At 71.8% G+C, this 24,970-nt stretch carries 26 protein-coding genes; 11 read left to right on the top strand and 15 right to left on the bottom strand.

Annotated features, from left to right (window positions below):
- Nucleotides 1-13: 13 nt before the first annotated feature.
- The 3 genes from M1D46_RS12960 to M1D46_RS12950 form a co-directional block, all read right to left on the bottom strand.
- Nucleotides 14-784, bottom strand: a complete 771-nt coding sequence (locus M1D46_RS12960; protein ID WP_456285734.1) for an isocitrate lyase/PEP mutase family protein — start codon at nt 782-784, stop codon at nt 14-16.
- Nucleotides 785-848: 64 nt separating this feature from the next.
- Nucleotides 849-1,010 (bottom strand): hypothetical protein, encoded by a 162-nt coding sequence (locus M1D46_RS12955; RefSeq protein WP_456285733.1) that lies wholly within the window; start codon nt 1,008-1,010, stop codon nt 849-851.
- Nucleotides 1,007-1,384, bottom strand: coding sequence for a hypothetical protein (locus tag M1D46_RS12950; RefSeq protein ID WP_456285732.1), 378 nt, complete (start codon nt 1,382-1,384; stop codon nt 1,007-1,009). The genes M1D46_RS12955 and M1D46_RS12950 overlap by 4 nt, the downstream gene beginning before the upstream one ends.
- Nucleotides 1,385-1,476: 92 nt before the next feature.
- Between M1D46_RS12950 and M1D46_RS12945 the strand changes: the two genes are divergently transcribed.
- The gene (locus M1D46_RS12945) at nt 1,477-2,043 is read left to right on the top strand and encodes a LemA family protein (RefSeq protein WP_282979584.1); all 567 of its coding nucleotides are present in this window, start codon (nt 1,477-1,479) and stop codon (nt 2,041-2,043) included.
- A 24-nt stretch (nt 2,044-2,067) separates the two neighbouring features.
- Here the strand turns inward: M1D46_RS12945 and M1D46_RS12940 are convergent, their stop codons facing one another.
- Both M1D46_RS12940 and M1D46_RS12935 read right to left on the bottom strand, forming a co-directional pair.
- Nucleotides 2,068-2,991, bottom strand: a complete 924-nt coding sequence (locus M1D46_RS12940) for a hypothetical protein (RefSeq protein WP_456285731.1) — start codon at nt 2,989-2,991, stop codon at nt 2,068-2,070.
- Nucleotides 2,992-3,014: 23 nt separating this feature from the next.
- Nucleotides 3,015-4,283: a winged helix-turn-helix domain-containing protein gene (locus tag M1D46_RS12935; RefSeq protein WP_456285730.1), complete on the bottom strand. Its 1,269-nt coding sequence runs from the start codon at nt 4,281-4,283 to the stop codon at nt 3,015-3,017.
- Nucleotides 4,284-4,377: 94 nt separating this feature from the next.
- On the opposite strand from M1D46_RS12935, the gene M1D46_RS12930 reads away from it, so the two are divergent.
- Nucleotides 4,378-5,613 (top strand): AI-2E family transporter, encoded by a 1,236-nt coding sequence (locus tag M1D46_RS12930; RefSeq protein WP_456285729.1) that lies wholly within the window; start codon nt 4,378-4,380, stop codon nt 5,611-5,613.
- 5 nt (nt 5,614-5,618) lie between these two features.
- On the top strand, nt 5,619-6,890 hold the full coding sequence (gene ilvA, locus M1D46_RS12925) for a threonine ammonia-lyase (protein WP_271173823.1): 1,272 nt from the start codon (nt 5,619-5,621) through the stop codon (nt 6,888-6,890).
- 47 nt (nt 6,891-6,937) lie between these two features.
- On the opposite strand, the gene greA is transcribed toward ilvA, so the two are convergent.
- Both greA and M1D46_RS12915 read right to left on the bottom strand, forming a co-directional pair.
- Nucleotides 6,938-7,426, bottom strand: coding sequence for a transcription elongation factor GreA (gene greA / locus M1D46_RS12920; protein ID WP_271173775.1), 489 nt, complete (start codon nt 7,424-7,426; stop codon nt 6,938-6,940).
- 96 nt (nt 7,427-7,522) lie between these two features.
- On the bottom strand, nt 7,523-7,915 hold the full coding sequence (locus M1D46_RS12915; RefSeq protein WP_324014416.1) for a DUF4307 domain-containing protein: 393 nt from the start codon (nt 7,913-7,915) through the stop codon (nt 7,523-7,525).
- A 102-nt stretch (nt 7,916-8,017) separates the two neighbouring features.
- On the opposite strand from M1D46_RS12915, the gene M1D46_RS12910 reads away from it, so the two are divergent.
- Nucleotides 8,018-8,329 (top strand): hypothetical protein, encoded by a 312-nt coding sequence (locus tag M1D46_RS12910; RefSeq protein ID WP_456283497.1) that lies wholly within the window; start codon nt 8,018-8,020, stop codon nt 8,327-8,329.
- On the opposite strand, the gene trhA is transcribed toward M1D46_RS12910, so the two are convergent.
- The gene (gene trhA, locus M1D46_RS12905) at nt 8,313-9,050 is read right to left on the bottom strand and encodes a PAQR family membrane homeostasis protein TrhA (RefSeq protein ID WP_456285728.1); all 738 of its coding nucleotides are present in this window, start codon (nt 9,048-9,050) and stop codon (nt 8,313-8,315) included. The two genes, M1D46_RS12910 and trhA, sit on opposite strands and share 17 nt — an antisense overlap.
- A 65-nt stretch (nt 9,051-9,115) precedes the next feature.
- Here trhA and M1D46_RS12900 point away from each other — a divergent pair, with 65 nt between their 5' ends.
- The 5 genes from M1D46_RS12900 (at nt 9,116) to M1D46_RS12880 (ending at nt 15,186) form a co-directional block, all read left to right on the top strand.
- On the top strand, nt 9,116-9,901 hold the full coding sequence (locus tag M1D46_RS12900; RefSeq protein WP_271173771.1) for an isoprenyl transferase: 786 nt from the start codon (nt 9,116-9,118) through the stop codon (nt 9,899-9,901).
- A 43-nt stretch (nt 9,902-9,944) separates the two neighbouring features.
- Nucleotides 9,945-11,078 (top strand): aminotransferase class V-fold PLP-dependent enzyme, encoded by a 1,134-nt coding sequence (locus M1D46_RS12895; RefSeq protein WP_456285727.1) that lies wholly within the window; start codon nt 9,945-9,947, stop codon nt 11,076-11,078.
- Nucleotides 11,079-11,280: 202 nt separating this feature from the next.
- Nucleotides 11,281-12,627 carry a PhoH family protein gene (locus M1D46_RS12890; RefSeq protein ID WP_271173769.1) on the top strand — a complete coding sequence of 449 codons (1,347 nt, stop codon included), beginning with the start codon at nt 11,281-11,283 and terminating at the stop codon, nt 12,625-12,627.
- A 112-nt stretch (nt 12,628-12,739) separates the two neighbouring features.
- Nucleotides 12,740-14,980: a carbon starvation CstA family protein gene (locus M1D46_RS12885; RefSeq protein ID WP_456285726.1), complete on the top strand. Its 2,241-nt coding sequence runs from the start codon at nt 12,740-12,742 to the stop codon at nt 14,978-14,980.
- The gene (locus M1D46_RS12880; RefSeq protein WP_456285725.1) at nt 14,980-15,186 is read left to right on the top strand and encodes a YbdD/YjiX family protein; all 207 of its coding nucleotides are present in this window, start codon (nt 14,980-14,982) and stop codon (nt 15,184-15,186) included. Before M1D46_RS12885 ends, M1D46_RS12880 begins: the two co-directional genes overlap by 1 nt.
- Nucleotides 15,187-15,246: 60 nt before the next feature.
- On the opposite strand, the gene M1D46_RS12875 is transcribed toward M1D46_RS12880, so the two are convergent.
- The 6 genes from M1D46_RS12875 to xseA all read right to left on the bottom strand — a co-directional run bounded on the left by M1D46_RS12875 (nt 15,247) and on the right by xseA (nt 22,090).
- Entirely contained in the window at nt 15,247-17,655 is a 2,409-nt protein-coding gene (locus M1D46_RS12875) for a PhoX family protein (RefSeq protein ID WP_456285724.1), read from the bottom strand.
- A gap of 197 nt (nt 17,656-17,852) precedes the next feature.
- Nucleotides 17,853-19,247, bottom strand: a complete 1,395-nt coding sequence (locus M1D46_RS12870) for a class II fumarate hydratase (protein WP_271173766.1) — start codon at nt 19,245-19,247, stop codon at nt 17,853-17,855.
- Between the two features lie 19 nt (nt 19,248-19,266).
- Nucleotides 19,267-19,917, bottom strand: coding sequence for a carbonic anhydrase (locus M1D46_RS12865; RefSeq protein ID WP_271173765.1), 651 nt, complete (start codon nt 19,915-19,917; stop codon nt 19,267-19,269).
- Nucleotides 19,914-20,561: a DUF4245 family protein gene (locus M1D46_RS12860; RefSeq protein WP_455971178.1), complete on the bottom strand. Its 648-nt coding sequence runs from the start codon at nt 20,559-20,561 to the stop codon at nt 19,914-19,916. The genes M1D46_RS12865 and M1D46_RS12860 overlap by 4 nt, the downstream gene beginning before the upstream one ends.
- Complete coding sequence (locus M1D46_RS12855; protein WP_421074469.1) at nt 20,561-20,785, bottom strand: exodeoxyribonuclease VII small subunit; 225 nt, start codon at nt 20,783-20,785, stop codon at nt 20,561-20,563. The genes M1D46_RS12860 and M1D46_RS12855 overlap by 1 nt, the downstream gene beginning before the upstream one ends.
- 12 nt (nt 20,786-20,797) lie before the next feature.
- Nucleotides 20,798-22,090 (bottom strand): exodeoxyribonuclease VII large subunit, encoded by a 1,293-nt coding sequence (xseA, locus tag M1D46_RS12850; RefSeq protein WP_456285723.1) that lies wholly within the window; start codon nt 22,088-22,090, stop codon nt 20,798-20,800.
- A 72-nt stretch (nt 22,091-22,162) separates the two neighbouring features.
- Between xseA and M1D46_RS12845 the strand changes: the two genes are divergently transcribed.
- Nucleotides 22,163-23,224, top strand: a complete 1,062-nt coding sequence (locus M1D46_RS12845; protein WP_271173761.1) for a 4-hydroxy-3-methylbut-2-enyl diphosphate reductase — start codon at nt 22,163-22,165, stop codon at nt 23,222-23,224.
- A complete protein-coding gene (locus tag M1D46_RS12840) occupies nt 23,221-23,763 on the top strand; it encodes a DUF6264 family protein (protein ID WP_456285722.1) in 543 nt (180 codons plus the stop codon). Before M1D46_RS12845 ends, M1D46_RS12840 begins: the two co-directional genes overlap by 4 nt.
- A 59-nt stretch (nt 23,764-23,822) precedes the next feature.
- Here the strand turns inward: M1D46_RS12840 and fbaA are convergent, their stop codons facing one another.
- The gene (fbaA, locus tag M1D46_RS12835) at nt 23,823-24,851 is read right to left on the bottom strand and encodes a class II fructose-bisphosphate aldolase (protein ID WP_282979568.1); all 1,029 of its coding nucleotides are present in this window, start codon (nt 24,849-24,851) and stop codon (nt 23,823-23,825) included.
- Nucleotides 24,852-24,970: the final 119 nt, after the last annotated feature.

Below are 24,970 nucleotides of genomic sequence, written 5' to 3'. Positions count from 1 at the left end.
GCGACGACGGCCGTCAGTTGAGGGCGGGGGTGTCCTGCGGGATCACGCCGTCGCCGTAGAGGTCGGTGGCGAGATCGCGGAGCGCGCGGAGGGCGACCCGCTGCGTCAGAGGACCGTAGGAGATGCGTGCGACGCCGAGCGCCTCGTACTCGGCGGCCGTCAGCGCGCCGGGCAGGCCGATCACGCTGACCTTGCGCTCCCCGATGCCCTCGACGAGTCGGGCGACCGTGTCGCGGTCGAGCGCGCCGGGAACGAACACGAGGCTCGCTCCCGCGTCGAGGAACGCGCGTCCGCGTGCGATCGCGTCCTCGATGCTCTCGTCGCGGGGCCGGTCGCCCGCGCGCACGAACGCGTCGGTGCGCGCATTGAGCTGGAAGGCCACGCCCTCGGCCTCCGCCGCGCGGGTGATCGCGGCGACCTTCGCGACGGAATCGTCGAACGGAGCCAGGCGGTCCTCGACGTTGGCGCCCACGACGCCCACGCCGATGGCACGGCGCACCGTGTCGGCCGCGTCGTCGTATCCCGCATCGAGATCGGCCGTGACCGGCAGGTCCACCGCCTCGACGATGCGCGCGATCGCCGCGAGGTTGACCTCGAGCGGCATCTCGCCGTCCTTGAAGCCGTGCGATGCCGCGATCGAGTGGCCGGCCGTGGCGATCGCCCGCGTGCTCGGCAGGTCGGCGACCGTGCGGGCGCTGACCGCGTCCCACACGTTCACGACGCGGAGGATCTCGGGGGCTTCGTGCAGCGACTTGAGGGAGAGGGCCCTGTCCTGAATGCTCATGCCTCGACGCTATCGACCCGCGGCGCCCGCCGGGGTCGTCCGCGCATGTGTGTCTCCCGTGACCTCACACGAGCGGCTTCTCGAGCTCGTCGAAGCGCAGGCCGGCCACGCGCGGCTCCCCGAAGCGCGCATCGCCGTAGGGGAAGGGCGAGGTGCCGCCCGTGGGGCGGTAGCCGCGGCGCGCGTACCACGCGATGAGGTCCGTCCGCGCCGAGATCACGGTCATCCGCATCCGCGGGGATCCCCACTCCTCGCGTGCGACGCGCTCCGCCTCCGCGAGGAGGGCCGCGCGAACCCGCGCGCCTGGCGGGTGGGGTCGACCGCGAACATCCCGAAATAGGCGTGATCCGCACGCCGATCGAGGTGGCACGTCGCGACGATGTCGCCGTGATCGGAGAGCGTCAGGAGCCCGCCGGTGGCCGAGGCGACGAGCTGCTCGACCTCGTCGGCGCCGGTGCGGCGCCCGCCGATGAGGTGCGCCTCGGTCGTCCAGCCGGCGTCGTCCGCACGGTATGCCCGCTCGACGACGGAGACGATCGCCGCGACGTCGTCGACGGTCGCGAAGCGGAAGCGGAGGGAGGAGTCGGGTCGTGCGATCACGGACGCCATCGTATGCGGATGCGCAGGCGGCGCACGGTGGCCGCGGAGGGCGCGGTGTCTAGGATGGACGCAGAAACCAAGGGGGTTCCGTCGTGGAGTGGTTGATTCCCGTTCTCGTCGTGGTGGCGATCGTCGTCATCGCGGCGATCTACCTGTGGGCGACGTACAACTCGCTCGTCCAGCTCAACGTGCGCGTCGACGAGGCGTGGAGCGGGATCACGGTCCAGCTCAAGCGAAGAGCGGATCTGATCCCGAACCTCATCGAGACGGTGAAGGGCTACGCGGCGCACGAGAAGGCGGTGTTCGAGAACGTCACGCGGGCGCGCGCCGAGACGCTCGCGGCATCGGGCCCCGCGGAGGCGGGAGTCGCCGAGAACCACATCCAGCAGGCCCTCAAGAGCCTGTTCGCGGTGGCGGAGTCCTACCCCCAGCTGCAGGCGAGCCAGAACTACCTGCAGCTGCAGCACAGCCTCGTCGACACCGAGGACAAGATCCAAGCCTCGCGCCGCTTCTACAACGGCGGCGTCCGCGAGCTGAACACGAAGATCTCGGTGTTCCCGAACAACCTCTTCGCGCGCAACCTCGGATTCGCCCAGCGCGAGTTCTTCGAGGTCGACGGCGGGGCCGCGATCTCCGAGCCGCCGCGCGTCCAGTTCTGACCGCTCGGGCCGAAGGGCTCCTGCTCAGTTCACGCTGAGTAGGAGCCCTTCGTCATCGAGCGAGATCGTTCCGTAGAGGCTCCAGGCATCGGTGCGGTAGGTGAAGACGCCCTCCGTGCCGTCGGGGCGCGTGCCCGTGACGGTCGCGACGACGGCGCCGCCGGTGGCCTGGAAGGTGCCCGTCTCGAGGTCGATCGCGGCCTCGGGCATCCGGTCCGCACGGAAGGACACCTCGGCCGCCTCCGCGAGGTCGGCCGGCCAGGGGACGATCATCCCGCAGCCCTGCGGCACCTCGGCGGCGGTCGCGAGGCAGCCCTCCAGATGGGCGGTCAGCTCGGCTTCGGCATCGGCGAGCGCCTGGTCGGTGAACGTCGGCGCGAGATCGACGGCGACCGGCTCGGCGGACGTGCCGACCTCGGCCGTGGTTGCTCCGTCGAGGTACTCGGCGGGCCACGCCGACACCTCGTAGGAGCCCGGAAGGAGTGCGAGCTGCGCGGCGCCGCCCTCGAGCGCGACCGGCTCGCCGGCCACATCCACCCACGCGCCGCGCGTCGCCGTCACCGTCACGGGCGAGAGCGGGACCTCGGCGACGTGCCATCCCGATGGGGACGAGGTCAGCGTGAACGCGAGCTCCTGCGGCTCCCCGTCGAGGGTCGCCTCCGCCCGCACCTGGGCGCTGTCCTCCGACTCGTCGACCTCGACGATCTCGGCGGAGGAGAGATGCGCGGACGCCGTGGAGAACGCGCTCCACGCGGTGTCCGGCACGGCGTCGGCGTCTGCGAGCAGGGCGCGGACCGCGTCGGCGTCGCCCGACGAGAGCGCGTCGAGATACCGCGCGGCGGTCTCCTCCGCGCTCGCCGGTCGGCTGGTCGACCAGAAGCCGATCGCGAGCATGCCGACGACGATCACGCCGACGACGGCGAGGATCGGGACCAGGGGTCGTTTCATGCGGGCTGCCTCCACCCGCAACACTAATCAGCCGTTGCTCGGAGTGCGCCGGGATGGGCGTGGCGCGGCGCGTCGAGCACGTGCGCGACATCGTCCGCGGCATCGCCCCAGTGCGAGACCGAGATCGCGTCGAGCCCCTGCCAGGCCGCTGCCTCGCGCAGCGCCTCCGCCGCACTCTCGGCGACGGCGGCCGGATCGACGTGCGCCTCCCACCAGGCGGACTGCACGCGCAGCGCGCCCGCCGCGCGGTCGGCCTTGAGGTCGAACCGACCCGCGATGCGGTCTCCGACGAGCAGCGGGAGCGAGTAGTAGCCGAACCGGCGCCGCTCGGCCGGCGTGTAGATCTCGATGCGGTAGTCGAATCCGAACATCCGCTCCGCGCGCTCGCGGAACCACACGACGGGGTCGAAGGGGGTGAGCAGGGTCGCGCGGTCGATGCGCCGGGGGAGCACGGCGTCCCGATGACGCCAGGCCGGCAGCGCACGGCCCGCGCGCTCCCACCCGCGCACGGCGACGGGGACGAGCTCTCCCGCGTCCTCGAGGTCGGACACGGCGGCGAGGACGCCGCGGCGGTCGCGCAGCCGGTGGTAGTCGGCGATGTCGGATGCCGTGGCCACGCCGTATGCGAGCGCCGCCCGGCGCACCAGCTCGCGGACCGCGTCGTCGGGGGCGACGACGCGCTCGAGGTGCTCGTGTGGGATGACGTGCTCGGCGAGGCCGTAGCGGCGCTCGAAGCCGTTGCGGCCGGCGATCGCGACCTCGCCGAAGCGCCACAGCATCTCGAGGGCGCGCTTGACGTCGTCCCAGCCCCACCATGGGCCGCGGCTCGCCTCGACATCGCGCTCGATCTCCGCGGGCCGCAGCGGACCGCGCTCCGCGAGCTCGGCGCGCACCCAGTTCACGGTGTCGGCGTTCGCGGCGAACCAGCTTCCGGGCCCCGCGTACCGGCTCCGCATGGCGTCCATGCGGAACCGCCAGAGCGGCCAGTCCGCGACCGGGACGAAGGTCGCCTCGTGGGCGAGGTACTCGACGTGCTCGGGCGCCCGCCCCCGACGCGCGGGGGTCAGGACGAGGCGATCCAGCAGATCCCGGTCGTAGGGCCCCAGCCGCGAGAAGAGCGGCATGTAGTGCGACCGGGAGAACACGTTCACGGAGTCGATCTGCAGGACGTGCATGCGCGCGAGCTCGCGGCGGACATGACGCAGCGAGGGCGCGGCCGGACGCGCACGGGAGAGGCCCTGGGCGGCGAGGCCCAGGCGGCGGGCTTCGGCAGCCGAGAGGACATCCTTCACGCGCGCAACGCTACCGGCGACCTCCGACACCGGGTCGCGCAGGCGGCCGATCGCGTGCCGACAGCGGAATGCACCCGGGATTAGGATGACGGGGATGAGCGACGACACGCCCCCGAGCTCTCGCGCGGGATTTCTCCGTCGACGCCGCGCCGCGCCGCCGAGCGCTCCTCCCGCGAGCCCTCCGCCCGCGGATCCCGTCGAGGTCCCCGTCGGACTGCGCATCGCGACGGCCTACGGATGGCGCTTCCTCGTGCTCGCCGCCGTCGCCGCCGTGATCGTCTGGCTCGTCATCCAGTTCAAGCTGCTCGTCATCCCGATCTTCGTGGCGACGCTGCTCACCGCCCTCCTGTTCCCGTTCTTCTCGTGGATGCTGCGCCACCGGGTGCCGCGCGTGCTCGCGGTCGTCGTGAGCGTGCTCGGGACGCTCGCGATCGTGACGGGCCTCGTGTGGCTCGTCGTCTGGCAGATCTCGCGGCAGGCGGAGGAGGTGCGCGCCCGCGCGGCCGAGTCGATCGCCGGTCTGCGGACCTTCCTCATCGACGGAGGGCTCGTCACCGCCCAGCAGCTCGACGACCTGCTCACGGGAGGCCTCCAGCTCGTCGAGGAGCAGGCCGATCTCCTCCTGAACGGTGCGCTCGCCGTGGGCTCGACCGTGGGGCACGTGGCCGCCGGCGCGCTCGTCGCGCTCTTCGTGCTCCTGTGCTTCCTCCTCGACGGCGCCGGCATCTGGCGCTGGACCCTCAGGCTCTTCCCGCGCGCGGCGCGGCCGGCCGTCGACGCGGCGGCGCGCAACGGCTGGACCACGCTCATCAACTACGCGCGCACGCAGATCATCGTCGCGACGATCGACGCGATCGGCATCGGCATCGGCGCGTTCGCGCTCGGCGTGCCCCTGGCCATCCCCATCGCGGTCCTCGTGTTCCTCGGGGCATTCGTCCCGTTCGTCGGCGCCATCGTCACGGGCGCACTCGCGGTCGTGATCGCGCTCGCCTACAACGGCATCTGGATCGGCGTCGCGATGCTCGCGGTCGTCCTGCTCGTGCAGCAGGTCGAGAGCCACATCCTGCAGCCGCTCCTCATGGGATCGGCCGTCAAGGTGCACCCGCTCGCGGTCGTCCTCGTCGTCGCGGGCGGCTCGATGGTCGGCGGCATCGCCGGCGCCCTGTTCGCGGTGCCGGTCGCGGCGTTCGTCAACGTCGTGGCCGTGACGCTCAGCTCGGGGTCGTGGCGCACGGGAGCCGAGGTCCGATCGGCCGATCTCATCTGGAGCACGGTCCCCAAGAGCCTCGGCCGAGGCGACGAGGACGACCACAGGAAGGCACGCACATGACGCGGATGGACGCGGACGCACCCGAGGACGCTCACGCGACGCCGGACGCCCCGCCGATCCCCGCGCTCGCCGAGTTCGAGGAGGCCGCGCGCTTCCTCGAGGGCGTCGTGGAGCACACCCCGACCGAGTACTCGCAGCACCTCAGCGAGGTGCTCGGCGCCCCGGTGCACCTCAAGCTCGAGAATCTGCAGCGCACGGGGTCGTTCAAGGTGCGCGGGGCGACCTACCGCCTGTCGCGCCTCACGGAGGACGAGCGGCGTCGCGGCGTGGTCGCGGCCTCGGCGGGCAACCACGCGCAGGGCGTCGCGCTCGCGGCGCAGCAGCTCGGCATCCCGGCGACGATCTACATGCCGCTCGGCGTTCCCGTCCCGAAGCTCCTCGCGACGAAGGGCTACGGCGCCGAGGTGGTGCTCGACGGCGCGACCGTCGACGTCGGGCTGCGTCGCGCTGCGGAGCACGCCGAGCGCACGGGAGCCGTGCTCATCCACCCGTTCGACCACCGCGACGTGATCATCGGCCAGGGCACGCTCGGCCTCGAGATCCTCGACGACGTGCCCGACGTCGACACGATCATCATGGGGATCGGCGGCGGAGGCCTCATCGCGGGCGTCGCCGCGGCCGCGAAGGCACGGGCGGCCGCGGCGGGGCGCACGGTGCGGATCATCGGCGTGCAGGCCGAGAACGCCGCGCCCATGCTCCCGTCGCTCGCCGCCGGAGAACCCGTGCGCGTCGAGACGAAGCCGACGATCGCCGACGGCATCCTCGTCGCCCGCCCGGGCGATGTGCCGTTCGCGATCGTCCGCGAGCTCGTCGACGAGGTCGTGACCGTGGGGGAGGACGACATCGCGCGCGCGCTCCTCGTGCTGCTGGAGCGGGCGAAGGTCGTCGTCGAGCCGGCCGGCGCGGTCGGCGTCGCGGCCATCCTCGCGGGCAAGGTGAGTCCGCAGGGGTCCACGGTCGCTCTCCTGTCCGGCGGCAACATCGATCCGCTCCTGCTGCAGCGGGTCGTCGCACACGGCCTCGCCGCGTCGGGCCGCTACATGACCATCCGCATCCCGCTGCCCGACCGTCCCGGTCAGCTCGCGCGCGTCTCCGAGCTCCTCGCGGAGGCCGGAGCGAACGTGATCGAGGTGCTGCACACACGGCACGGGCAGGGCATGCAGATCAGCGAGGTCATCCTGCAGATCTCCGTCGAGACGCGCGGCGAGGAGCACAAGCTGCTCACGCTGCAGATCCTGCGCGACGCGGGCTTCCGGCCCGAGATCCTGCCGGAATGACGAGAGGGCGACGGCCGGCCGGCCGTCGCCCTCTCGCGCGTGCGGGCTCAGCCCGTGAAGGTCTCGACCTTGACGATCTCGACGGGGATGTCCTTGCCGTTGGGCGCCTGGTAGCTCGTCTTCTCGCCCTCCTTGAGGCCGAGGATGGCGGCGCCGAGCGGGCTCTGCTCGCTGTAGACGTCGAGGTCGGTGCCTCCGGCGATCTCGCGGCTGCCGAGCAGGAAGCGCTCCTGGTCGCCGAACACGACCGCCGTCACGACGGTGCCGGGCTCGACGATGCCGTTGGACTCGGGGGCGACGCCGACCTTCGCGTCCTTGAGGAGCGCCTGCAGCTGGCGGATGCGCGCCTCCTGCTTCCCCTGCTCGTCCTTGGCCGCGTGGTAGCCGCCGTTCTCGCGGAGGTCGCCCTCCTCGCGGGCCGCCTCGATGCGCTTCGCGATCTCCTCACGACCGGTGGTCGAGAGGTGCTCGAGCTCGGCGGCGAGGCGGTCGTACGCCTCCTGCGTCAGGAACGGGACCTGGGTGTCATCGGACACGGTCTGTCTCCTTCGTGGATGCGCGGCCGAGGGGGCCGGCATATGTGAAGACGCCCCGGCAGGTCGCCGGGGCGTCGGATGGACTGACCGTCGATCTTACGGAACCCAGCAGGACTTCACAATTCCGGTCGTCGCCTCCGCGACGGTGGGGATGCTCTCGGTGTGTGAGGCCGACACGGCGTCGGACGGCGGGTACTCGACGATCCGCCAGCCGACCACGCCGAACTGCTCGTCGAGCGCCTCGAGCGCGCAGGCGACGCTCTCGCGCGAGCCCGAGGTGATCTGGAAGGTCACCGACACCTCGTGCTCGCTGCGCACCTCGTAGCCGAGATCGTCGAAATCGACCTCGGCGGCGGCGGTCTGCATCGTCGACCACCCGAACCACCCGACCGCGAGGGCGGCGAGCGCGATTCCCGCGATCCATGCGATGCGGCGCGAGCGGCGGGGGGTTCGCCCGTAGCGCTCGTCGAGACGCTGCTGGATCGTCACGGCGTCGTCCTCTCAGGTCGGGCGAACTAGGCTGGGACTCCAGGCTAACCGCCTTTTCCCGGCGCCCCGTCTCGGGCGCCGCGCACCCCGGAGGAGTCCTCGATGCCCGCTCTCGCCGTGCTCGCCGCCACCCCGAGCCCGCAGCCGACCGTGGACCCGGACCTCGTCACGCCCGGCCCCCTCGGCTTCGCGACGATCGTCGTCCTCGTCATCGCGGTGTTCCTCCTCGTCTTCGACATGCTGCGGCGCGTGCGCCGGGCGCGGTACCGCGAGGAGGCGAACGCCGTGCTCGACGCGGAGGAGGAGGCCGCCGCACAGGAGGCGGCCGCGCAGGAGGGCGCCGATCCGCGGGGAACCGGGACGGCGTCGGATGGCCGCGGTGAGACGGGCGAGGAGCCTACGCCGGGCCGTTGAACGCGGGATCGAGCGCGATGAGCAGCGCCCCCGCCCAGTGGCAGAGGAACGCGAGCACCGTGCACACGTGGAAGATCTCGTGGAATCCGAAGTGGCCCGGCCACGGGTTGGGCTTCTTGATCGCGTAGACGACCGCGCCGGCCGAGTAGAGGAGGCCGCCGACGATCACGAGGACCATCATCGTCCGGTTCGCCTGGAAGAGATCGCCCATGTACATGACGGCCGCCCAGCCGAGCACGAGGTAGAGGGCGACGTAGAGCCACCTCGGGGCGCCGATCCAGAACACCCGGAAGAGGATCCCGAGGAGGGCTCCGGTCCAGACGAGCACGAGCAGCGGCACGCCCTTCGACGGCGGCAGCGCGAGCACGCCGATCGGCGTGTACGTGCCCGCGATGAGCAGGAGGATGTTCGCATGGTCGATCCGCTTGAGGATCAGACGCGTGCGGGGCTTCCAGTGGAAGCGGTGGTAGAGCGCCGAGTTGCCGAAGAGCAGGAGCGACGACGCGGCGAAGACCGCCGACGCGGCCTTCGCCGCCGCGCCGTCGGCGAGCGCCACGAGGACGATGCCCGCCACGATCGCGACGGGGAACGTCCCGGCGTGGATCCAGCCGCGCCACGACGGCTTGGGCTCCTCGTGGGCGTCCGCGCGCGCGGCATCCATCAGCGGGAGCCGGGGCACGCCGTCCGGGGTCTGCGCGGGCGTGTGCTCGTCGGAGGTCATGGTCTGACAGTACGCGCCAGCGCATGCCGTGAGCGGCACGCGGACGCCCGGAGTACGCTCGGAGGGTGATCAGCGAGCGGTCGGCGGCAGGACGGGGGCCTCTGTACCGTCTCTACATCTCGCGGCTGCACCGGCAGATCGATCCGGCGAAGGTGCCCCACCACGTCGCGATGATGATCGACGGCAATCGCCGCTGGGCGCGTCAGCTGGGCTACGAGACGCCGGCGCACGGGCACCGCGCGGGCGCCGCGAAGATGCGCGAGTTCCTCGAGTGGTGCGAGGCCATCGGCGTCGAGGTCGTCTCGCTCTACCTGCTCTCGCACGACAACCTCCGCAAGCGCGACAGCCGCGAGCTGCAGGATCTCATCGAGATCATCGCGGGGCTCGCGGGGCAGCTCTCCCGACGACGGGACTGGCGCGTGCAGCACGTGGGACGCTCCGAGGGCCTTCCGGACTTCCTCCTGTCCGCCCTGCGCGACGCGGAGGAGCGCACCCGCGGCAACAGCGGGCTGCACGTCAACCTCGCGGTCGGGTACGGCGGACGCCACGAGATCGTCGACGCCGTCCGCAGCATCATCCGCGAGCACGGGTCGAACGGGGGCACCCTCGAGGATCTCGCCGCGCACCTCACGCCCGAGCAGATCGCCGAGCACCTCTACACGGGAGGTCAGAAGGACCCCGACCTCGTCATCCGGACGAGCGGCGAGCAGCGCCTGAGCGACTTCCTCCTCTGGCAGAGCGCGCACAGCGAGTTCTACTTCCTCGAGGCGCTCGGCCCCGACCTGCGCGAGGTCGACTTCCTCCGCGCCATCCGCGACTTCGGGTCGCGAGACCGGCGCTTCGGCCGCTGACGCGCGCAACCTCGCGGACGGCCGCCTCTGCGAGAATGGAGGCGTGACCACCCTCGCAGACCTCACCGCCTCGTTCGACGTGGAACCGGGCTATCTCGACTGGGCGCGGTTCGGCCCCCTCTCCCGCACCGTGCGCGAGGAGGCGATGGCCGATCTCGAGCTGCTCGGCTCCGGTCGCGAGAGCGGGATCGGCCTCGTCTCCGGCCGTGCGGACGAGGCGCGCGCGGCGATCGCCGGCCTCCTGCGCGTGGACCCCGCGGAGGTCGCCCTGCAGCCCTCGACCACGCACGGCCTCGCGCAGGCCGTCTACGGCATCACGGGCGGCGTCGTCGCGTCACCCCTCGAGTTCCCCAGCATCCCCGTGACGATCGCGCGGGCCGCGACCGCCCTCGGCCGCATCGTGCCGCAGTGGATCGCGCCCGAGCACCGGTTCGTCACGCCCGAGGCCGTCGCCGAGGCGATCGACGAGTCCACGAGCGCGGTGGCCGTGAGTCTCGTCGACTTCCGCACCGGATACCGCGCCGATCTCGCAGGCATCCGCGAGGTCATCGGCGACGACCGGCTGCTCATCGTCGACGCGACGCAGGCCGTCGGCGTCGTCGACGCCGAATGGACGGCCGCCGATGTCGTCGCCGCGCACGGATACAAGTGGCTGCGGGCGGGGCGGGGCACCGGCTTCGCGTGGTACGGCCGACGGGCGCGCGTCGCGCTCGACCCGGTGCTCTCGGGCACCACCGGCACGGACGCCGACGACCTGCCGTACGACGGCGTGCCCGTGCCGGCGCCCGCGCCCGATGCCCGCGCCTTCACGGTCTCGCGCCCCGACCCCCTGGCGGCCGCGCGTCTCGCGTCGGCGGTCGGCGAGGTCGCATCCGCGGGCATCGCCGCGATCGAGGCGGCCGTGGCGGAGCGGGCGGGACGCATCATCGAGATCGCCGACGCGCACGGCATCGAGGTCGTGACGCCGCGCGATCCGGCCCGACGCGCGGGCATCGTCGCCCTCGACCCCGGGGCGCGTCACGTCGGAGCCCTCGGCGCCGCCCTCGCGAACGCGGGGGTGACGGCGACGGCGCGATCCGGATACGTCCGCGTGTCGCCGCACGTCGCGACCGACGACGAGACGCTGCGGATGCTCGACGACGCGTGCGCGGTCTTCGTGCAGACGCGCGTGGGCTGACCTCGCCGCGTTCACGAGATCTTCATCCGCCCGTCAGCGTGTCCATGCGCCGCAGACCGCCCCGGCGGTCGTAGCTTCGGATCACCGGGCAAGGCGTCCGGTCGGGTCGGCCGTCAGGACTGCGACTCGTGGCCCCAGGTCGACTCGTCGAATCCGGGCGGAAGCCCGGGGTCGGGAGTGTGACGTGGCCACCACGACGGGCGTGAGCACCAGCACTGTCAGGAAGACCGGGCGGCGGTCGACGACGCGGGAGGCGCAGGACCTGCGCACCTACGTGCTCGACACCTCGGTCCTGCTGAGCGATCCGAGGGCGTTCTTCCGCTTCGCGGAGCACAGCGTCGTGATCCCCGTGGTGGTGATCACCGAGCTCGAGGGCAAACGGCACGATCCGGAGATCGGCTACTTCGCACGCGCCGCGCTGCGGCACCTGGACGAGCTGCGCGTCGAGCATGGGCGCCTCGACTTCCCCGTGCCCGTGGGCGAGGGCGGCACGCTGCGCGTCGAGCTCAACAACACCGACCAGAGCGTGCTGCCCAGCGGCATCCGGCTCGCCGACAACGACAGCCGCATCCTCGCCGTCGCCGCCCACCTCGCACAGGACGGACAGAGCGTCACGATCGTCTCCAAGGACCTCCCGATGCGCGTGAAGGCCGCCTCTCTCGGCCTCGCGGCAGAGGAGTACCTCGCCGAGCAGGCGGTCGACTCGGGCTGGACCGGGATCGCGACCCTGCAGGTCTCGGGCGACGAGATGTCGGACCTCTACGAGAGCGAGGTCGCGCTGCACGACGACGCACGGGGGCTCCCGGTCAACACCGGCCTCGTCATCCAGTCGGAGCGGGGCTCGGCGCTCGGCCGCGTCACGGGCGACGGCGAGCTGCGCCTCGTCCGCGGCGACCGCGAGGTGTTCGGCCTGCACGGGCGCTCGGCCGAGCAGCGCATCGCGATCGACCTCCTCCTCGACCCGACCGTCGGCATCGTCTCCCTGGGCGGGCGCGCCGGAACGGGCAAGTCGGCGCTCGCGCTCTGCGCGGGGCTGGAGGCGGTGCTCGAGCGCCAGCAGCAGAAGAAGATCATCGTCTTCCGGCCGCTGTTCGCGGTGGGCGGTCAGGAGCTCGGCTACCTGCCCGGCGACCAGGCCGAGAAGATGAACCCCTGGGGCCAGGCGGTCTTCGACACGCTCGGCTCCGTCGTGTCGCAGAACGTCCTCGACGAGGTCGTGGAGCGCGGGATGCTCGAGGTGCTCCCGCTCACGCACATCCGCGGCCGCTCGCTGCACGACGCGTTCGTGATCGTCGACGAGGCGCAGTCGCTCGAGCGCAACGTGCTCCTCACGGTGCTGAGCCGGATCGGGCAGGGATCGAAGGTCGTCCTCACGCACGACGTGGGGCAGCGCGACAACCTGCGCGTCGGCCGCCACGACGGCATCGCGAGCGTCATCGAGTCGCTCAAGGGACACGATCTCTTCGGGCACGTCACGCTCACGCGCAGCGAGCGCTCGGCGATCGCGGCCCTCGTGACCGACCTGCTGGAGGTCGGCGAGCTCTCCTGACACGGGCGCGGCGACGGCGGCGGGGCAACGTCTCCGCCGCCGTCGCCGTGCGTATCCTCGGATACCGGTCGGCATGTCGGCCGACGCACGAGGAGACGAAGGAGTCACGGCCATGGCACAGGACCCAGCCCCGCGCATCGCCCCCGAGACCGAGGCGTCGCCGCCGGTCGCTGTTCCCGACGACCGCCGCTGGACGCCGCTGCGCATCGTGATCTGGACGGCCATCGCCCTCCTCGGCGGCGTCGCATGGACCATGCTCGCGATCGTGCGCGGCGAGACGGTGAACGCGATCTGGTTCGTCTTCGCCGCCGTGTGCACGTACCTCGTGTTCTACCGCTTCTACGCGAAGTACATCGAGCGGAAGATCGTGCGCCCGGATGACCGTCGCGCGACGCCCGCGGAGTACCGGTCGGACGGCAAGGACTTCGTCCCCACCGACCGGGTCGTGCTGTTCGGCCACCACTTCGCCGCGATCGCCGGCGCAGGGCCCCTCGTGGGCCCCGTCCTCGCGGCCCAGATGGGATACCTCCCCGGCACCATCTGGATCATCGTGGGCGTCGTCCTGGCCGGGGCCGTGCAGGACTACCTCGTGATGTTCTTCTCGATGCGCCGCGGCGGCCGCTCGCTCGGCCAGATGGCGAAGGATGAGCTGGGCCGCTTCGGCGGCGCCGCGGCCATCCTCGCGACGCTCCTCATCATGATCATCATCACGGCCATCCTCGCGCTCATCGTCGTGAACGCCCTCGGCGAGAGCCCGTGGGGCGTGTTCTCGGTCGCCATGACCATCCCGATCGCGCTGTTCATGGGCGCGTACCTCCGCTGGATCCGCCCGGGCCGCATCCTCGAGGTCTCGATCATCGGGTTCGTCCTCCTCATGGCGGCCATCGTCGGCGGCGGCGCGATCGCGGCGACCGAGTGGGGGCAGGCCCTCTTCCACCTCGACCGCGTGACAGTCGCGTGGGCCATCATCGTGTATGGCTTCGTCGCCGCCGTCCTGCCCGTGTGGATGCTGCTCGCGCCGCGCGACTACCTCTCGACCTTCATGAAGGTGGGCGTGATCGTCGCGCTCGCGGTCGCGATCGTCTTCGTGCGCCCCGAGATCTCGGTGCCGGCGTTCAGCGAGTTCGCGAGCGGCGAGACGGGGCCGGTCTGGAGCGGGCCGCTGTTCCCGTTCCTCTTCGTCACGATCGCCTGCGGCGCCCTCTCGGGCTTCCACGCCCTGATCTCGTCGGGCACGACGCCGAAGATGATCGAGAAGGAGAAGCAGACGCGCTTCATCGGCTACGGCGGCATGCTCATGGAGTCGTTCGTCGCGGTCATGGCTCTCGTCGCCGCCGTCTCGATCGACCGCGGCATCTACTTCGCGATGAACTCCTCGGCCGCGGCCACGCTCGGCACGGTCGAGGGAGCGGTCGCCTGGGTGAACGGGCTCGGGCTGACCGGCGTCTCGCTCACGCCGGACGCGCTCACCACCATGGCCCAGCTCGTGGGGGAGGAGTCGATCGTGTCGCGCACGGGCGGCGCCCCGACCCTCGCGGTCGGGCTCGCGCTCATCATGGGCCAGTGGATCGGCGGCAGCGGCATGATGTCGTTCTGGTACCACTTCGCGATCATGTTCGAGGCGCTGTTCATCCTCACGGCGGTGGATGCCGGCACGCGCGTGGCACGGTTCATGCTCCAGGATTCGATCGGGAACGTCGTGCCGCGGTTCCGCGACACGTCGTGGCGGCTCGGAGCGTGGATCTGCACGGCGATCATGGTCGCCGGCTGGGGAGCGGTGCTCATCATGGGCGTGACGGATCCGCTCGGCGGCATCAACACGCTCTTCCCGCTGTTCGGCATCGCCAACCAGCTGCTCGCCGCGATCGCCCTCGCGGTCGTGCTCACGATCGTCGCGCGGCGACGGACCTTCGGGGCGCTCTGGATCGTGGCGCTCCCGCTCGCGTTCGTCACGGTCGTGACGACGGTCGCGTCGCTGCACAAGATCTTCTCGAGCGTGCCGGCGGTCGGCTACTGGGCGCAGCACGCCGCATTCCGCGACGCGCTCGCCGCGGGGGAGACCTCGTTCGGCACCGCGCCGAGCGTCGCGGCGATGGAGGCGGTCGTGCGCAACACGGCGATCCAGGGGACGCTCTCGATCATCTTCCTCGTGCTGACGCTCATCGTGCTCGTCGCGGCGATCGTCCGCGTCGTGCAGGCGCTGCGGTCGACCGAGACGATCGACAACGAGGACGCGCCCGTCCCGTCGCGCCGGTTCGCCCCGGCAGGGCTCATCCCCACGGCGGCGGAGCGGGCCGCGCAGCGCGAGTGGGATGCGCTGCCCGCGGAGCGCCGCCCCTCGCGGGGGGACTGATGGCCATCCGACTGCTTGCGCCGCTGGCCGCCGTGGGCAGCGTGTGCGCGCGCTTCGTCTCGGGGATGACCGGGCAGTCGCGGTACGCGGCGTACCTCGCGCACGAGCGAGAGCGCCATCCCGACGGCGAGCCGCTCACCGAGCGGGAGTTCTGGCGCGAGATCCACCGCGCGCAGGACCTCGATCCCGGCGGGCGCTGCTGCTGACAGCCGAGAGAGCCGGTCGGCGAGGGGTCTCCTCGCCGACCGGCCCTCTCGCGTGACCGGTCAGACCTCGTCGGTCGTCTCGGACGGCTGCTGCCCGTTCTCGCGCTTGCGGCGGGCGAGGAATGCCAGGCCCGCGGTCGCGAGCGCGCCGGCGCCCGCGAGCAGGCCGCCCACGACACCGCCGCCCGTGGGCGACAGCGGCGCGTCGGGGCCCGGCGACGGCGCGGTGCTCTGCGACGGCGACGGGACCGGCGTCTGCGACGGAGCCTGGGTGGGCGCCTGGGTCGGGGTCGCCGTGGGGCTCGCGCTCGGCGTCGTCGTGGGCGTCGGAGTCGACGTCGCGGTGGGCGTCGGCTCAGGCGTCGCGGTGGGCTCCGCCGTCGGCGTGGGCGTCGGCGACGGCGCGGCCACGGGCATCACCTGGACGACCGTCGGGCGGGGGCCGGCGAACGTCCCGCCGCCGGCGCCCGAGAGCGGGGCCTGCTTCATGCTGTCCGGGAACGTCGAGGTCTGCTCCTCGAACGAGCCGTCCTCACCCGGGTGCTGCACCGACACGAACACATGCCATTCGTCGTCGTGGATGACGGGGCCGCAGGTCTCGGCCTCACGCGGCACTGACAGGAACTGCTCGACCCGGCCGCGCTGGTCGCCCTCGAGGCCGACGCGGAAGAGGCCGTCGTTGAACCCGATCGTGCTGGGCGCGCCGTCCGTCGAGATCCAGAGGTTGCCCGCCGTGTCGAAGGCGAGGTTGTCGGGGCACGAGATGGGCGAGACCTCGTCGACCGGGAAGCCGGAGAAGTACGCCGAGTCGTTGCGCGCGGGGTCGCCCGCGACGAGGAGCAGCGTCCAGCCGAAGGTCCGCGCGGTCTGGTCGCCGCCGTCCTCGGTGATCTCGATGATGTGGCCGTCGCGGTTCTCGGTGCGCGGGTTCACCTCGTCGGGGCCGGCCTTGCCCTCCGTGCCGCGGTCGCTGTTGTTCGTGCACGCGACGTAGACACGGCCGCTCGTCGGATGCGGCTGGACGTCCTCGGGACGGTCCATCTTCGTGGCGCCCGCGCGGTCGGCCGCGAGGCGCGTGTGCACGAGCACCTCCTCGACGCTCATCCCGTCGACGGCCGATGCGCCGTCGACGACGAGGGGGAGCCACTCGCCCGAGCCGCCGAAGCCGCCGTCGGAGGGCAGCGTGCCCGAGCCGTCGATCTCGGTCGCGGGCGAGTCGCCCGAGAAGCGCGCGACGAAGAGGTCGCCGTTCTCCAGCAGCGTCATGTTGTGCGCGCGGTCGCCCTCCACGTACGTGTCGCGGGAGACGAACTTGTAGAGGTAGTCGAAGCGCTCGTCGTCGCCCGTGTACGCCACGACCCTGCCGTTCGCGGCGACGATGACGTTCGCGCCCTCGTGCTTCAGGCGGCCGAGCGACGTGTGCTTGCGCGGCGTCGAGGACGGGTCGGTCGGGTCGATCTCGACGATCCAGCCGAACCGGTTGGGCTCGTTCTCATAGCCGGGGGTGCGCGCGTCGAACCGCGGGTCGACGTTCTCCCAGCCGCGCGCGGTCTCCTCGTCGGCGAGGCCGTAGCGCTGCTCGGCCTCCGAGAGGCCGGACGAGCGGAAGTAGCCGTCGAAGTTCTCCTCGCCGCTGAGGATGGTGCCCCACGGGGTCGTGCCGCCCGAGCAGTTGCCGAAGGTGCCGAGGACGGTCCTGCCCTCCGGATCGGCGACCGTGCGCAGGAGCTCGCTGCCTGCGGCGGGCCCGGTGAACGCGTACGGGGTGTCGTCGAGGAAGCGGCGGTTGAGGGCTCCGCCCACGACGGGCGTCCAGGGCGCGGTCTCGCTCGTGCGCGTGAGCTCGACGACGCTGAGACCGTGCGCCTTGAGTCCGACGCGGCGCACGCGCTCCACGTCGCCCTCGAGCTGATCGGCGGGGAACATCACGTTCTCGTTCGTGTACTCGTGGTTCACGAAGAGGATGGCCGTGGTGGCCGAGGTGCGGATGATGTCGGTGTAGTCGACGTTGTAGCCGAACTGCCGGGCCTGGGCCTCGGGCGTCTGGTTGAGTGCGTCGAAGGCGGGGCTGTCGGCGAAGAGCGGGTCGCCCCAGCGGATGATGGGGGTCCAGTCGAATCCCTCCGGGACGACGAAGCTGTCGACCGTGTACGCGACGGGGTCGATCGGGGCGAAGCCGAAGGCGCCGGTCTCGCCCACGGCGGCGTAGGCGGTGCCGGTCGACGCGGCGGCGCGCTGCCCGGCCAGCGACGGCGCCAGCACGATCGCGGCGGCGCCGGCCGCACCGAGGCCGAGGAGAGCGCGGCGGGAGAGCTGGGCGTCGACGATGTCGCGGAAGTAGCCGTTGCCGGACGTGTTGCACACGCCCTTCGCGCAGGCGTTGGCGCACTTGAGGTGGCAGGTGACGGCGCTTCGCTTGCCCTTGACGTGCTGCGCCATGGGCAGCGTGCGGCCCAGGTTGATGACCATGTTCGACTGTCTCCTTCTCGCGGGCGGGGGAATCCCTTGTCGATCAGGCCCCGGAGAGCCCTCGCCACCACCTCACCGATGCCGGGTGTCCGGCAGGTGAAGCGGCGGCGAACGCCGGCTGACGCCCCGGGCACGGCTCGCATGCAGAGGGCCCGGGCGGACGATCGTCCACCCGGGCCCTGAGAGCGGGCTCCGCGTCAGCCCGCGTGCGTCATCGAGAGCAGGTCGAGCTTCTCGTCGAGCTGCTCCTCCGTGATCTCGCCGCGCTCGACGTAGCCGAGGTCGATCACGGCCTCGCGGACCGTGATTCCCTTCGCCACGGAGTGCTTGGCGATCTTCGCCGCCGCCTCGTAGCCGATCACCTTGTTGAGCGGCGTCACGATCGACGGCGACATGCCCGCGAAGGCGGCCGCGCGCTCGACGTTCGCCTCGAGACCCGCGATCGTCTTGTCGGCGAGCACGCGCGAGGCGTTGGCGAGGAGGCGGATCGACTCGAGCAGCGCGGTCCCCATGACCGGGATCGCCACGTTGAGCTCGAAGGCGCCCGACGCGCCGGCCCACGCGATCGTCGCGTCGTTGCCGATGACGCGCGCGCAGACCATGAGGGTGGCCTCGGGCACGACGGGGTTCACCTTGCCGGGCATGATCGACGAACCGGGCTGGAGGTCGGGGATGTGGAGCTCGCCGAGCCCGGTGTTCGGCCCCGAGCCCATCCAGCGCAGGTCGTTGTTGATCTTCGTGAGCGAGACGGCGATCGTGCGGAGCGCGCCCGAGGCCTCGACGAGCCCGTCGCGGTTCGCCTGCGCCTCGAAGTGGTCCTTCGCCTCGGTGATGGGCAGGCCGGTCTCGGCCGCGAGCAGCGCGATGACCTTCTGCGGGAAGCCGAGCGGCGTGTTGATGCCGGTGCCGACCGCGGTGCCGCCCAGCGGGACCTCCGCGACGCGGGGGAGCGACGCCTCGACGCGCTCGATGCCGAGCCGCATCTGGCGGGCGTATCCGCCGAACTCCTGGCCGAGCGTCACGGGCGTCGCGTCCATGAGGTGCGTGCGGCCGGACTTGACGACCGACTTCCACGCCTCGGCCTTCTCCTCGAAGGCCTTCGCGAGGTGGTCGAGCGCGGGCACGAGGTCGGTGATGAGCGCCTCGGTGACGGCGACGTGCACCGACGTCGGGAAGACGTCGTTCGACGACTGCGAGGCGTTGACGTGGTCGTTGGGGTGCACGGGCGAGCCGAGGCGGTCGGAGGCGAGCGTCGACAGGACCTCGTTCATGTTCATGTTCGACGACGTGCCCGACCCGGTCTGGTAGGTGTCGACGGGGAACTGGTCATCGTGGGCGCCGGTGGCGACCTCGTCGGCCGCTGCCGCGATGGCGTCCGCGATCGCTCCGTCGAGCGTCCCGAGCTCCTTGTTGGCGAGGGCCGCCGCCTTCTTGATGCGCGCGAGCGCGGCGATCTGGCGCGACTCCAGGCCCTTGCCCGAGATGGGGAAGTTCTCCACGGCGCGCTGCGTCTGCGCGCGGTAGAGGGCGGTCGCGGGGACGCGCACCTCGCCCATGGTGTCGTGCTCGATGCGGTACTCGATCTCGGTCACTTCCTTGTTCCCTCCGGGTTCAGGCGGCCGCGTCGGTCGCGACGCCCATGGTGACGTGGGGCACCGCGGTGCCCTCGGCCAGTCGGTAGTTGGCTCCCACGATGCCGAGACGGCCCTCCGCGACGGCGCGGGAGATCAGCTCGGACGACTGCAGGATCCAGTCGATCGTGTCGCGCACGTGCAGGCGGCCGACGAGCTCGGCGTCGACGGTCGCGGGGGTCGCGCCGTCCGACTCGCGCAGCGCCGCGTGCACCGCGGGCACGATCGGCGAGATCTGACGCCAGATGTGCGGGGGCAGAACGGGTGCGTCGGGCCCCGTGCTGTCGATCGCGGCGCGGACCGCGCCGCACGAGTCGTGCCCGAGCACGACGAGGAGCGGCACGCCGAGCACCTCGACGGCGTACTCGAGGGAGCCGACGATCGACTCTCCGGGGACCTGGCCGGCGTTGCGCACGACGAACAGGTCGCCGAGGCCCAGATCGAAGATGATCTCGGCCGCCAGCCGCGAGTCGGAGCATCCGAAGAGGGTGGCAAGCGGCGTCTGCCCCGCCGCGAGCTCGTGACGACGACGGACATCCTGGTGGGGGTGCGCGGGCGTGCCCGCCACGAACCGGGAGTTGCCGGCCTGCATCTTCTCCCACGCCTCGGCGGGGGTGAGGTTCTCGCTCATTCGGGTGTCCCTTCTGCGGTCGCGAGTGCGTCGATCTGGTCGGCCACGAGCGCGGCGAGGTCGGCGGCGACCTCCGGCTCGGAGGATCCGTACACGAGGACGTGGTCGGCGCCGGCCTGGGTGCCCAGCGCGTACGACACGTTGGCGTTCGCCTCGGGGTCGGAGATCTCGTACACGTCCCAGCGGACGCCGTCGATCGTGACGGCATCGGTCGGCGCCGCCCCGCCCAGGACCCGCGCGGCCCAGGTCTCGTCGGCGTCGAAGCCCTGGCTCAGTCGGAGGAAGCCGGTCTCGGTCGGAACGTACGCGATGCTCCACGTCGTGACGTCGCCGTTCTCGAGCCGTGCCGAGTTCACGCGCCAGTCGTCCGGGGCGTCGGGGACGATCGCGTCGTGACCCGTCGTCTCCTCGGCATCGGCGGCGATCGCCGCCACGTTGATGGGCGCAGGCTCCGGGGCCTCGCCGCGCGGCACGCCCCACACGATGACGGCCACGACGGCGAGCGAGACGACGAGTGCGACGATGAGGTTGCGGAACGTCTGGCTGCCGCGGTAGATGCGCGAGCTCTCGGCCTTCCGTGCGGCGATCTCGTCGGGCGTCTCGGGGCGGCCGAGGTGTGCGGCGATGCGCGGCTCGCGCGCCATCAGTCCTCGCCCCCCGCGGCGCGCGCGGCCTCGAGACGGCGCTTCGCCCCGAGCAGCCACTCCTCGCACCGCGCCGCGAGCGCCTCGCCGCGTTCCCAGAGCGCGAGGGACTGCTCGAGGGTGGGCGCGCCCTGCTCGAGCTCGGACACGACGCGGACGAGCTCGTCCCGCGCCTGTTCGAACGAGAGGGACGCGACGTCGGCGGGGGGAGCCTGTTCGGTCATAGCGGTTCCATCCTACGAGGAGGCGGGCGCGGTGCCCGCGTCGAGCGGTCCGCCCGAGGTCGCCGACACGGCGCCGTGCTCGAGGATGAGCACGAGCCGCGCGCCACGGGGCGCGTCCTGCGCGGACCGGAGGATGGCGCCATCCTCGGCCTGCGCGATCGCGTAGCCCCGTGCGAGCGTCGAGTGCGGCGAGAGGGCGCGCAGCGACGCCCGCAGCTCCGCGGTACGGCGCTCGCCGTCGTGGATGCGCCGCTGGGCGATGTCGCGCCCTCGCGCCACGAGGAGGAAGACGTCCTGCTCGCGCGTCTCGACGAGGCGCTCGGGCGCGCGCAGGACGGGGCGCGAGCGGATGTGCTCGAGCTGCGCGATGTCGTGCTGGAGGCGATGCTGGAGCCGTGTCGCGAGACGCGACCGCAGCTGCGCGACCAGCGCCCGCTGCTCGCCCACGTCGGGGACGACCCGCTTCGCGGCGTCGGTGGGCGTCGAGGCGCGCAGGTCGGCGACGTCGTCGAGCAGCGGATGGTCGTTCTCGTGGCCGATCGCGCTCACGACCGGGGTCCGCGCGGCCGCGACCGCGCGGACGAGGCGCTCGTCGCTGAACCCGAGGAGGGTCTGCGGATCGCCGCCGCCGCGGGCGATGATGATGACGTCGATGTGCGGATCCGCATCGAGCGCGCTGAGCGCCTGGAGGATCTCGGGCACGCTGCGCTCGCCCTGCACGGCGGCGTGGATCGTGCGGATGTCGACGTGCGGCCACCGCAGCTCGGCGTTGCGCAGGACGTCCTTCTCGGCATCCGAGCGCTCGCCCGTGATCAGCCCGATGCCGTGGGGCAGGAAGGGGAGCGGCTTCTTCCGGGCGGGGTCGAAGAGCCCCTCGGCGCGCAGCTGCGCGCGGAGCCTCTCGAGACGCTCGAGCTGCTCGCCGAGGCCCACGTGGCGCATCGAGGTGACCTGGAAGGAGAGGTCGCCGCCCTTCGGGTAGTAATCGGCCTTGACGCACGCGATCACGTGGTCGCCGACCTTCAGATCGGCCGGGGTGCGCGCGCGGACGCTGGACCACATCCGGATCGAGATCTGCGCATCCGATCGGAGGTCCTTCAGGCGTCCGAACACGGCGCCGCCGCGCACGTTCCACGAGGTGATCTCGCCCTCGACCCACACGGCGCCCCAGCGGTCGATGAAGCCCTTGATCGTCTGATTCAGGCGCGCGATCGAGGTCGGCGCATCCGGCTTCGAGTCGCGCGGGGCGACGGAATCGGCGGGGGGCTGCTCGCCCTCGGCGGGCTCCGGCTGGAACGTCGTCATGATCTCCTCGCGGCGCACTCCTCGGACGGCGGCACCCTGCCTGTCCCCAGGGGGCGCACGTAGGATCGGAGCATGAGCTCGACCGCCATCCATCTGCCCGTGCCCCGCGTGCCGGGCAGGAGCGTGCGCCTTCAGGATAACCCCGTGCCCGGACGCAAGCGGGTGCTGCTCGCGGCGCCGCGGGGCTACTGCGCGGGCGTCGACCGCGCCGTGATCACGGTCGAGAAGGCGCTCGAGCGCTACGGGTCGCCCGTCTACGTGCGCAAGCAGATCGTGCACAACATCCACGTCGTGCGCGAGCTCGAGGCGAAGGGCGCCGTCTTCGTCGAGGAGGTCGACGAGGTGCCAGAGGGCGCGCACGTCGTGTTCAGCGCGCACGGGGTCTCGCCCGCCGTCGTGAGCGCCGCGTCGGACCGGGGCCTCCAGGCCATCGACGCCACGTGCCCGCTCGTCACCAAGGTGCACCGCGAGGCCGTGCGCTTCGCGCGCGACGACTTCCACATCCTGCTCGTGGGCCACGAGGGCCACGAGGAGGTCGAGGGCACCGCGGGAGAGGCCCCCGAGAACGTCACGATCGTGAACTCGCCCGACGAGGCCGACACGATCGAGGTCGAGGATCCGTCGAAGCTCGTGTGGCTCTCGCAGACCACGCTCTCGGTGGACGAGACGATGGAGACGGTGAACCGCCTGCGCGCGCGCTTCCCCGAGCTGCACAACCCGCCGTCCGACGACATCTGCTACGCGACGCAGAACCGCCAGGTCGCGATCAAGAAGGTCGCGGCCGGAGCCGATCTCGTGATCGTCGTCGGCTCGGCGAACTCGTCGAACAGCGTGCGCCTCGTCGAGGTCGCCCTCCAGCACGGCGCGAAGGCCGCCTACCGGGTCGACTACGCGAGCGAGGTCCGGCAGGAGTGGCTCGACGGCGTCGAGACCGTGGGCGTGACGAGCGGCGCCTCCGTGCCCGAGGTGCTCGTCCAGGAGGTGCTCGACGCGCTCGCGAGCGCCGGCTACCGCGATGTCGAGGAGGTGCGGACGGCGGAGGAGGACCTCATGTTCTCGCTGCCCAAGGAGCTCCGCCAGGATCCGTCGGGTCGCCGCGACGCCCGCGCCGTGGGAGGCCGAGGCCGCGCATGACCGAGCCCCGCGACGACGCGCGGCCGCAGCCGCGGTTCGGGCAGTACGCCACGCCCGAGGAGCAGCGCGCGCGCATGGGGCTCCCGTCGGCTCCCGAGACCCGCGCGCCGGTCCCCGCGGCCCCCGTCGCGCCGCCGTCTGCCGACGCCGCGCCCCTCCCGTCGGGCGGTCGCCTGGTGGACCGTGCGGCGACCGTCGCGATGCTCGTCTTCGGAATCGTCAGCGTCATCCAGTCGATTCCGCTCGTGCTCGACACCACGCGCCTGCTCGAGACGATGGGACTCGACGTCGAGCTCGCCGACCCGGCCGGCGTGCGGATCTGGGGCGTCGCGGCCGTGATCGTACTGACGCTCGGATGGATGGCGACCGCGCTCCTGTCATGGCGCGTCGCGCGGCGCGGGCGCCTGACGTTCTGGGTGCCGATCCTCGGCGCTGTCGTCTTCAACCTGCTCGCGAGCATCGTCGTCGTGATCCCTCTCGTGAGCGATCCCGCCGTCGGGGATGCCGTGCTGCGGATGCAGGAGTCGTTCGGCGCCTAGCTCTGAGACGACGAAGCCCGGCGCCGCACGGCGCCGGGCTTCGTCGTCTCAGAGCGCTGTCAGCTCTGCGACTTGCCGAACGAGCCGAGCTGGCGGGTCGACTCCACGACGCGCGCGGCCATCGCCGACTCGGCGACCTTGCCCCACGCGCGCGGGTCGTACTGCTTCTTGTTGCCGACCTCGCCGTCGACCTTCAGGACGCCGTCGTAGTTCGAGAACATGTAGCCCGCGATCGAGCGCGTGAACGCGTACTGCGTGTCGGTGTCGATGTTCATCTTGACGACGCCGTTCGCGACCGCGAGCGCGATCTCCTCGTCGGTCGAGCCGCTGCCGCCGTGGAAGACGAGGTCGAGCGGCTTCTCGCCCGTGCCGAAGCGCGCCTGGATGCCCTCCTGGATCTCGCCGAGGAGCTCGGGGCGGAGCTTGACGCCGCCCGGCTTGTAGACACCGTGCACGTTGCCGAAGGTCAGGGCGGCGATGTAGCGGCCCTGCTCGCCGAGGCCGAGCGCCTCGACGGCCTTCGTGACATCCGCGACCGTCGTGTAGAGCGCCTCGTTCGAGCCCTCGTGCGCGACGCCGTCCTCCTCGCCGCCGACGACGCCGACCTCGATCTCGAGGATCGCGTTGATGTTCTTCATGCGGGGGAGGAGGTCCGCCGCGATCTGGATGTTCTCGTCGAGCGGCACGGCCGAGCCGTCCCACATGTGCGAGTTGAACAGCGGCTCGCCGCCGTTCTTCACGAGCTCCTCCGAGTACTCCAGGAGCGGGAGCACGAAGCCGGGGAGAGCGTCCTTCGGGCAGTGGTCGGTGTGCACGCCGACCGTGATGGGGTAGTTCTTGGCGACCTCGCGGACGTACTGCGCCATGGCGATCGCGCCCGTGGCGCGGCCCTTGACGGTGTGCCCGGCGAAGTAGTCGGCTCCGCCGGTCGTGACCTGGAGGATGCCGTCGGAGCCGGCCTCGGTCAGGCCCTGGAGCACGGCGTTGATCGTCTGCGAGCTCGACACGTTGAACGCGGGGTAGGCGAAGCCGCCCGCCTTCGCGCGGTCGAACATCTCTGCATACTGATCCGGGGTGGCGACGGGCATTGCGGTGCTCCTTCGAATGGCGAGGTGAGTGCAGTCTCAGCCTAGCGAAGGCCGGATCTGCTCCGACGACGGCGGCAATCGGGCGCGATCCTCACGATCCGGAAAGAAACGCAGATCCT

It is taken from the genome of Microbacterium sp. JZ70 (genome assembly GCF_053903225.1).
The sequence above is the reverse complement of the archived record's forward strand: the minus strand, read 5'-3'. Positions and strand labels throughout refer to the sequence as shown.

Coding starts and splice junctions, on each gene's coding strand:
- M1D46_RS12960 (WP_456285734.1), bottom strand. CDS start 784: ATGAGCATTCAGGACAGGGCCCTCTCCCTCAAGTCGCTGCACGAAGCC.
- M1D46_RS12955 (WP_456285733.1), bottom strand. CDS start 1,010: ATGACCGTGATCTCGGCGCGGACGGACCTCATCGCGTGGTACGCGCGC.
- M1D46_RS12940 (WP_456285731.1), bottom strand. CDS start 2,991: ATGAAACGACCCCTGGTCCCGATCCTCGCCGTCGTCGGCGTGATCGTC.
- M1D46_RS12930 (WP_456285729.1), top strand. CDS start 4,378: ATGAGCGACGACACGCCCCCGAGCTCTCGCGCGGGATTTCTCCGTCGA.
- ilvA (WP_271173823.1), top strand. CDS start 5,619: ATGGACGCGGACGCACCCGAGGACGCTCACGCGACGCCGGACGCCCCG.
- M1D46_RS12910 (WP_456283497.1), top strand. CDS start 8,018: ATGCCCGCTCTCGCCGTGCTCGCCGCCACCCCGAGCCCGCAGCCGACC.
- trhA (WP_456285728.1), bottom strand. CDS start 9,050: ATGACCTCCGACGAGCACACGCCCGCGCAGACCCCGGACGGCGTGCCC.
- M1D46_RS12885 (WP_456285726.1), top strand. CDS start 12,740: ATGGCACAGGACCCAGCCCCGCGCATCGCCCCCGAGACCGAGGCGTCG.
- M1D46_RS12880 (WP_456285725.1), top strand. CDS start 14,980: ATGGCCATCCGACTGCTTGCGCCGCTGGCCGCCGTGGGCAGCGTGTGC.
- M1D46_RS12875 (WP_456285724.1), bottom strand. CDS start 17,655: ATGGTCATCAACCTGGGCCGCACGCTGCCCATGGCGCAGCACGTCAAG.
- M1D46_RS12865 (WP_271173765.1), bottom strand. CDS start 19,917: ATGAGCGAGAACCTCACCCCCGCCGAGGCGTGGGAGAAGATGCAGGCC.
- M1D46_RS12860 (WP_455971178.1), bottom strand. CDS start 20,561: ATGGCGCGCGAGCCGCGCATCGCCGCACACCTCGGCCGCCCCGAGACG.
- M1D46_RS12855 (WP_421074469.1), bottom strand. CDS start 20,785: ATGACCGAACAGGCTCCCCCCGCCGACGTCGCGTCCCTCTCGTTCGAA.
- xseA (WP_456285723.1), bottom strand. CDS start 22,090: ATGACGACGTTCCAGCCGGAGCCCGCCGAGGGCGAGCAGCCCCCCGCC.
- M1D46_RS12845 (WP_271173761.1), top strand. CDS start 22,163: ATGAGCTCGACCGCCATCCATCTGCCCGTGCCCCGCGTGCCGGGCAGG.
- M1D46_RS12840 (WP_456285722.1), top strand. CDS start 23,221: ATGACCGAGCCCCGCGACGACGCGCGGCCGCAGCCGCGGTTCGGGCAG.
- fbaA (WP_282979568.1), bottom strand. CDS start 24,851: ATGCCCGTCGCCACCCCGGATCAGTATGCAGAGATGTTCGACCGCGCG.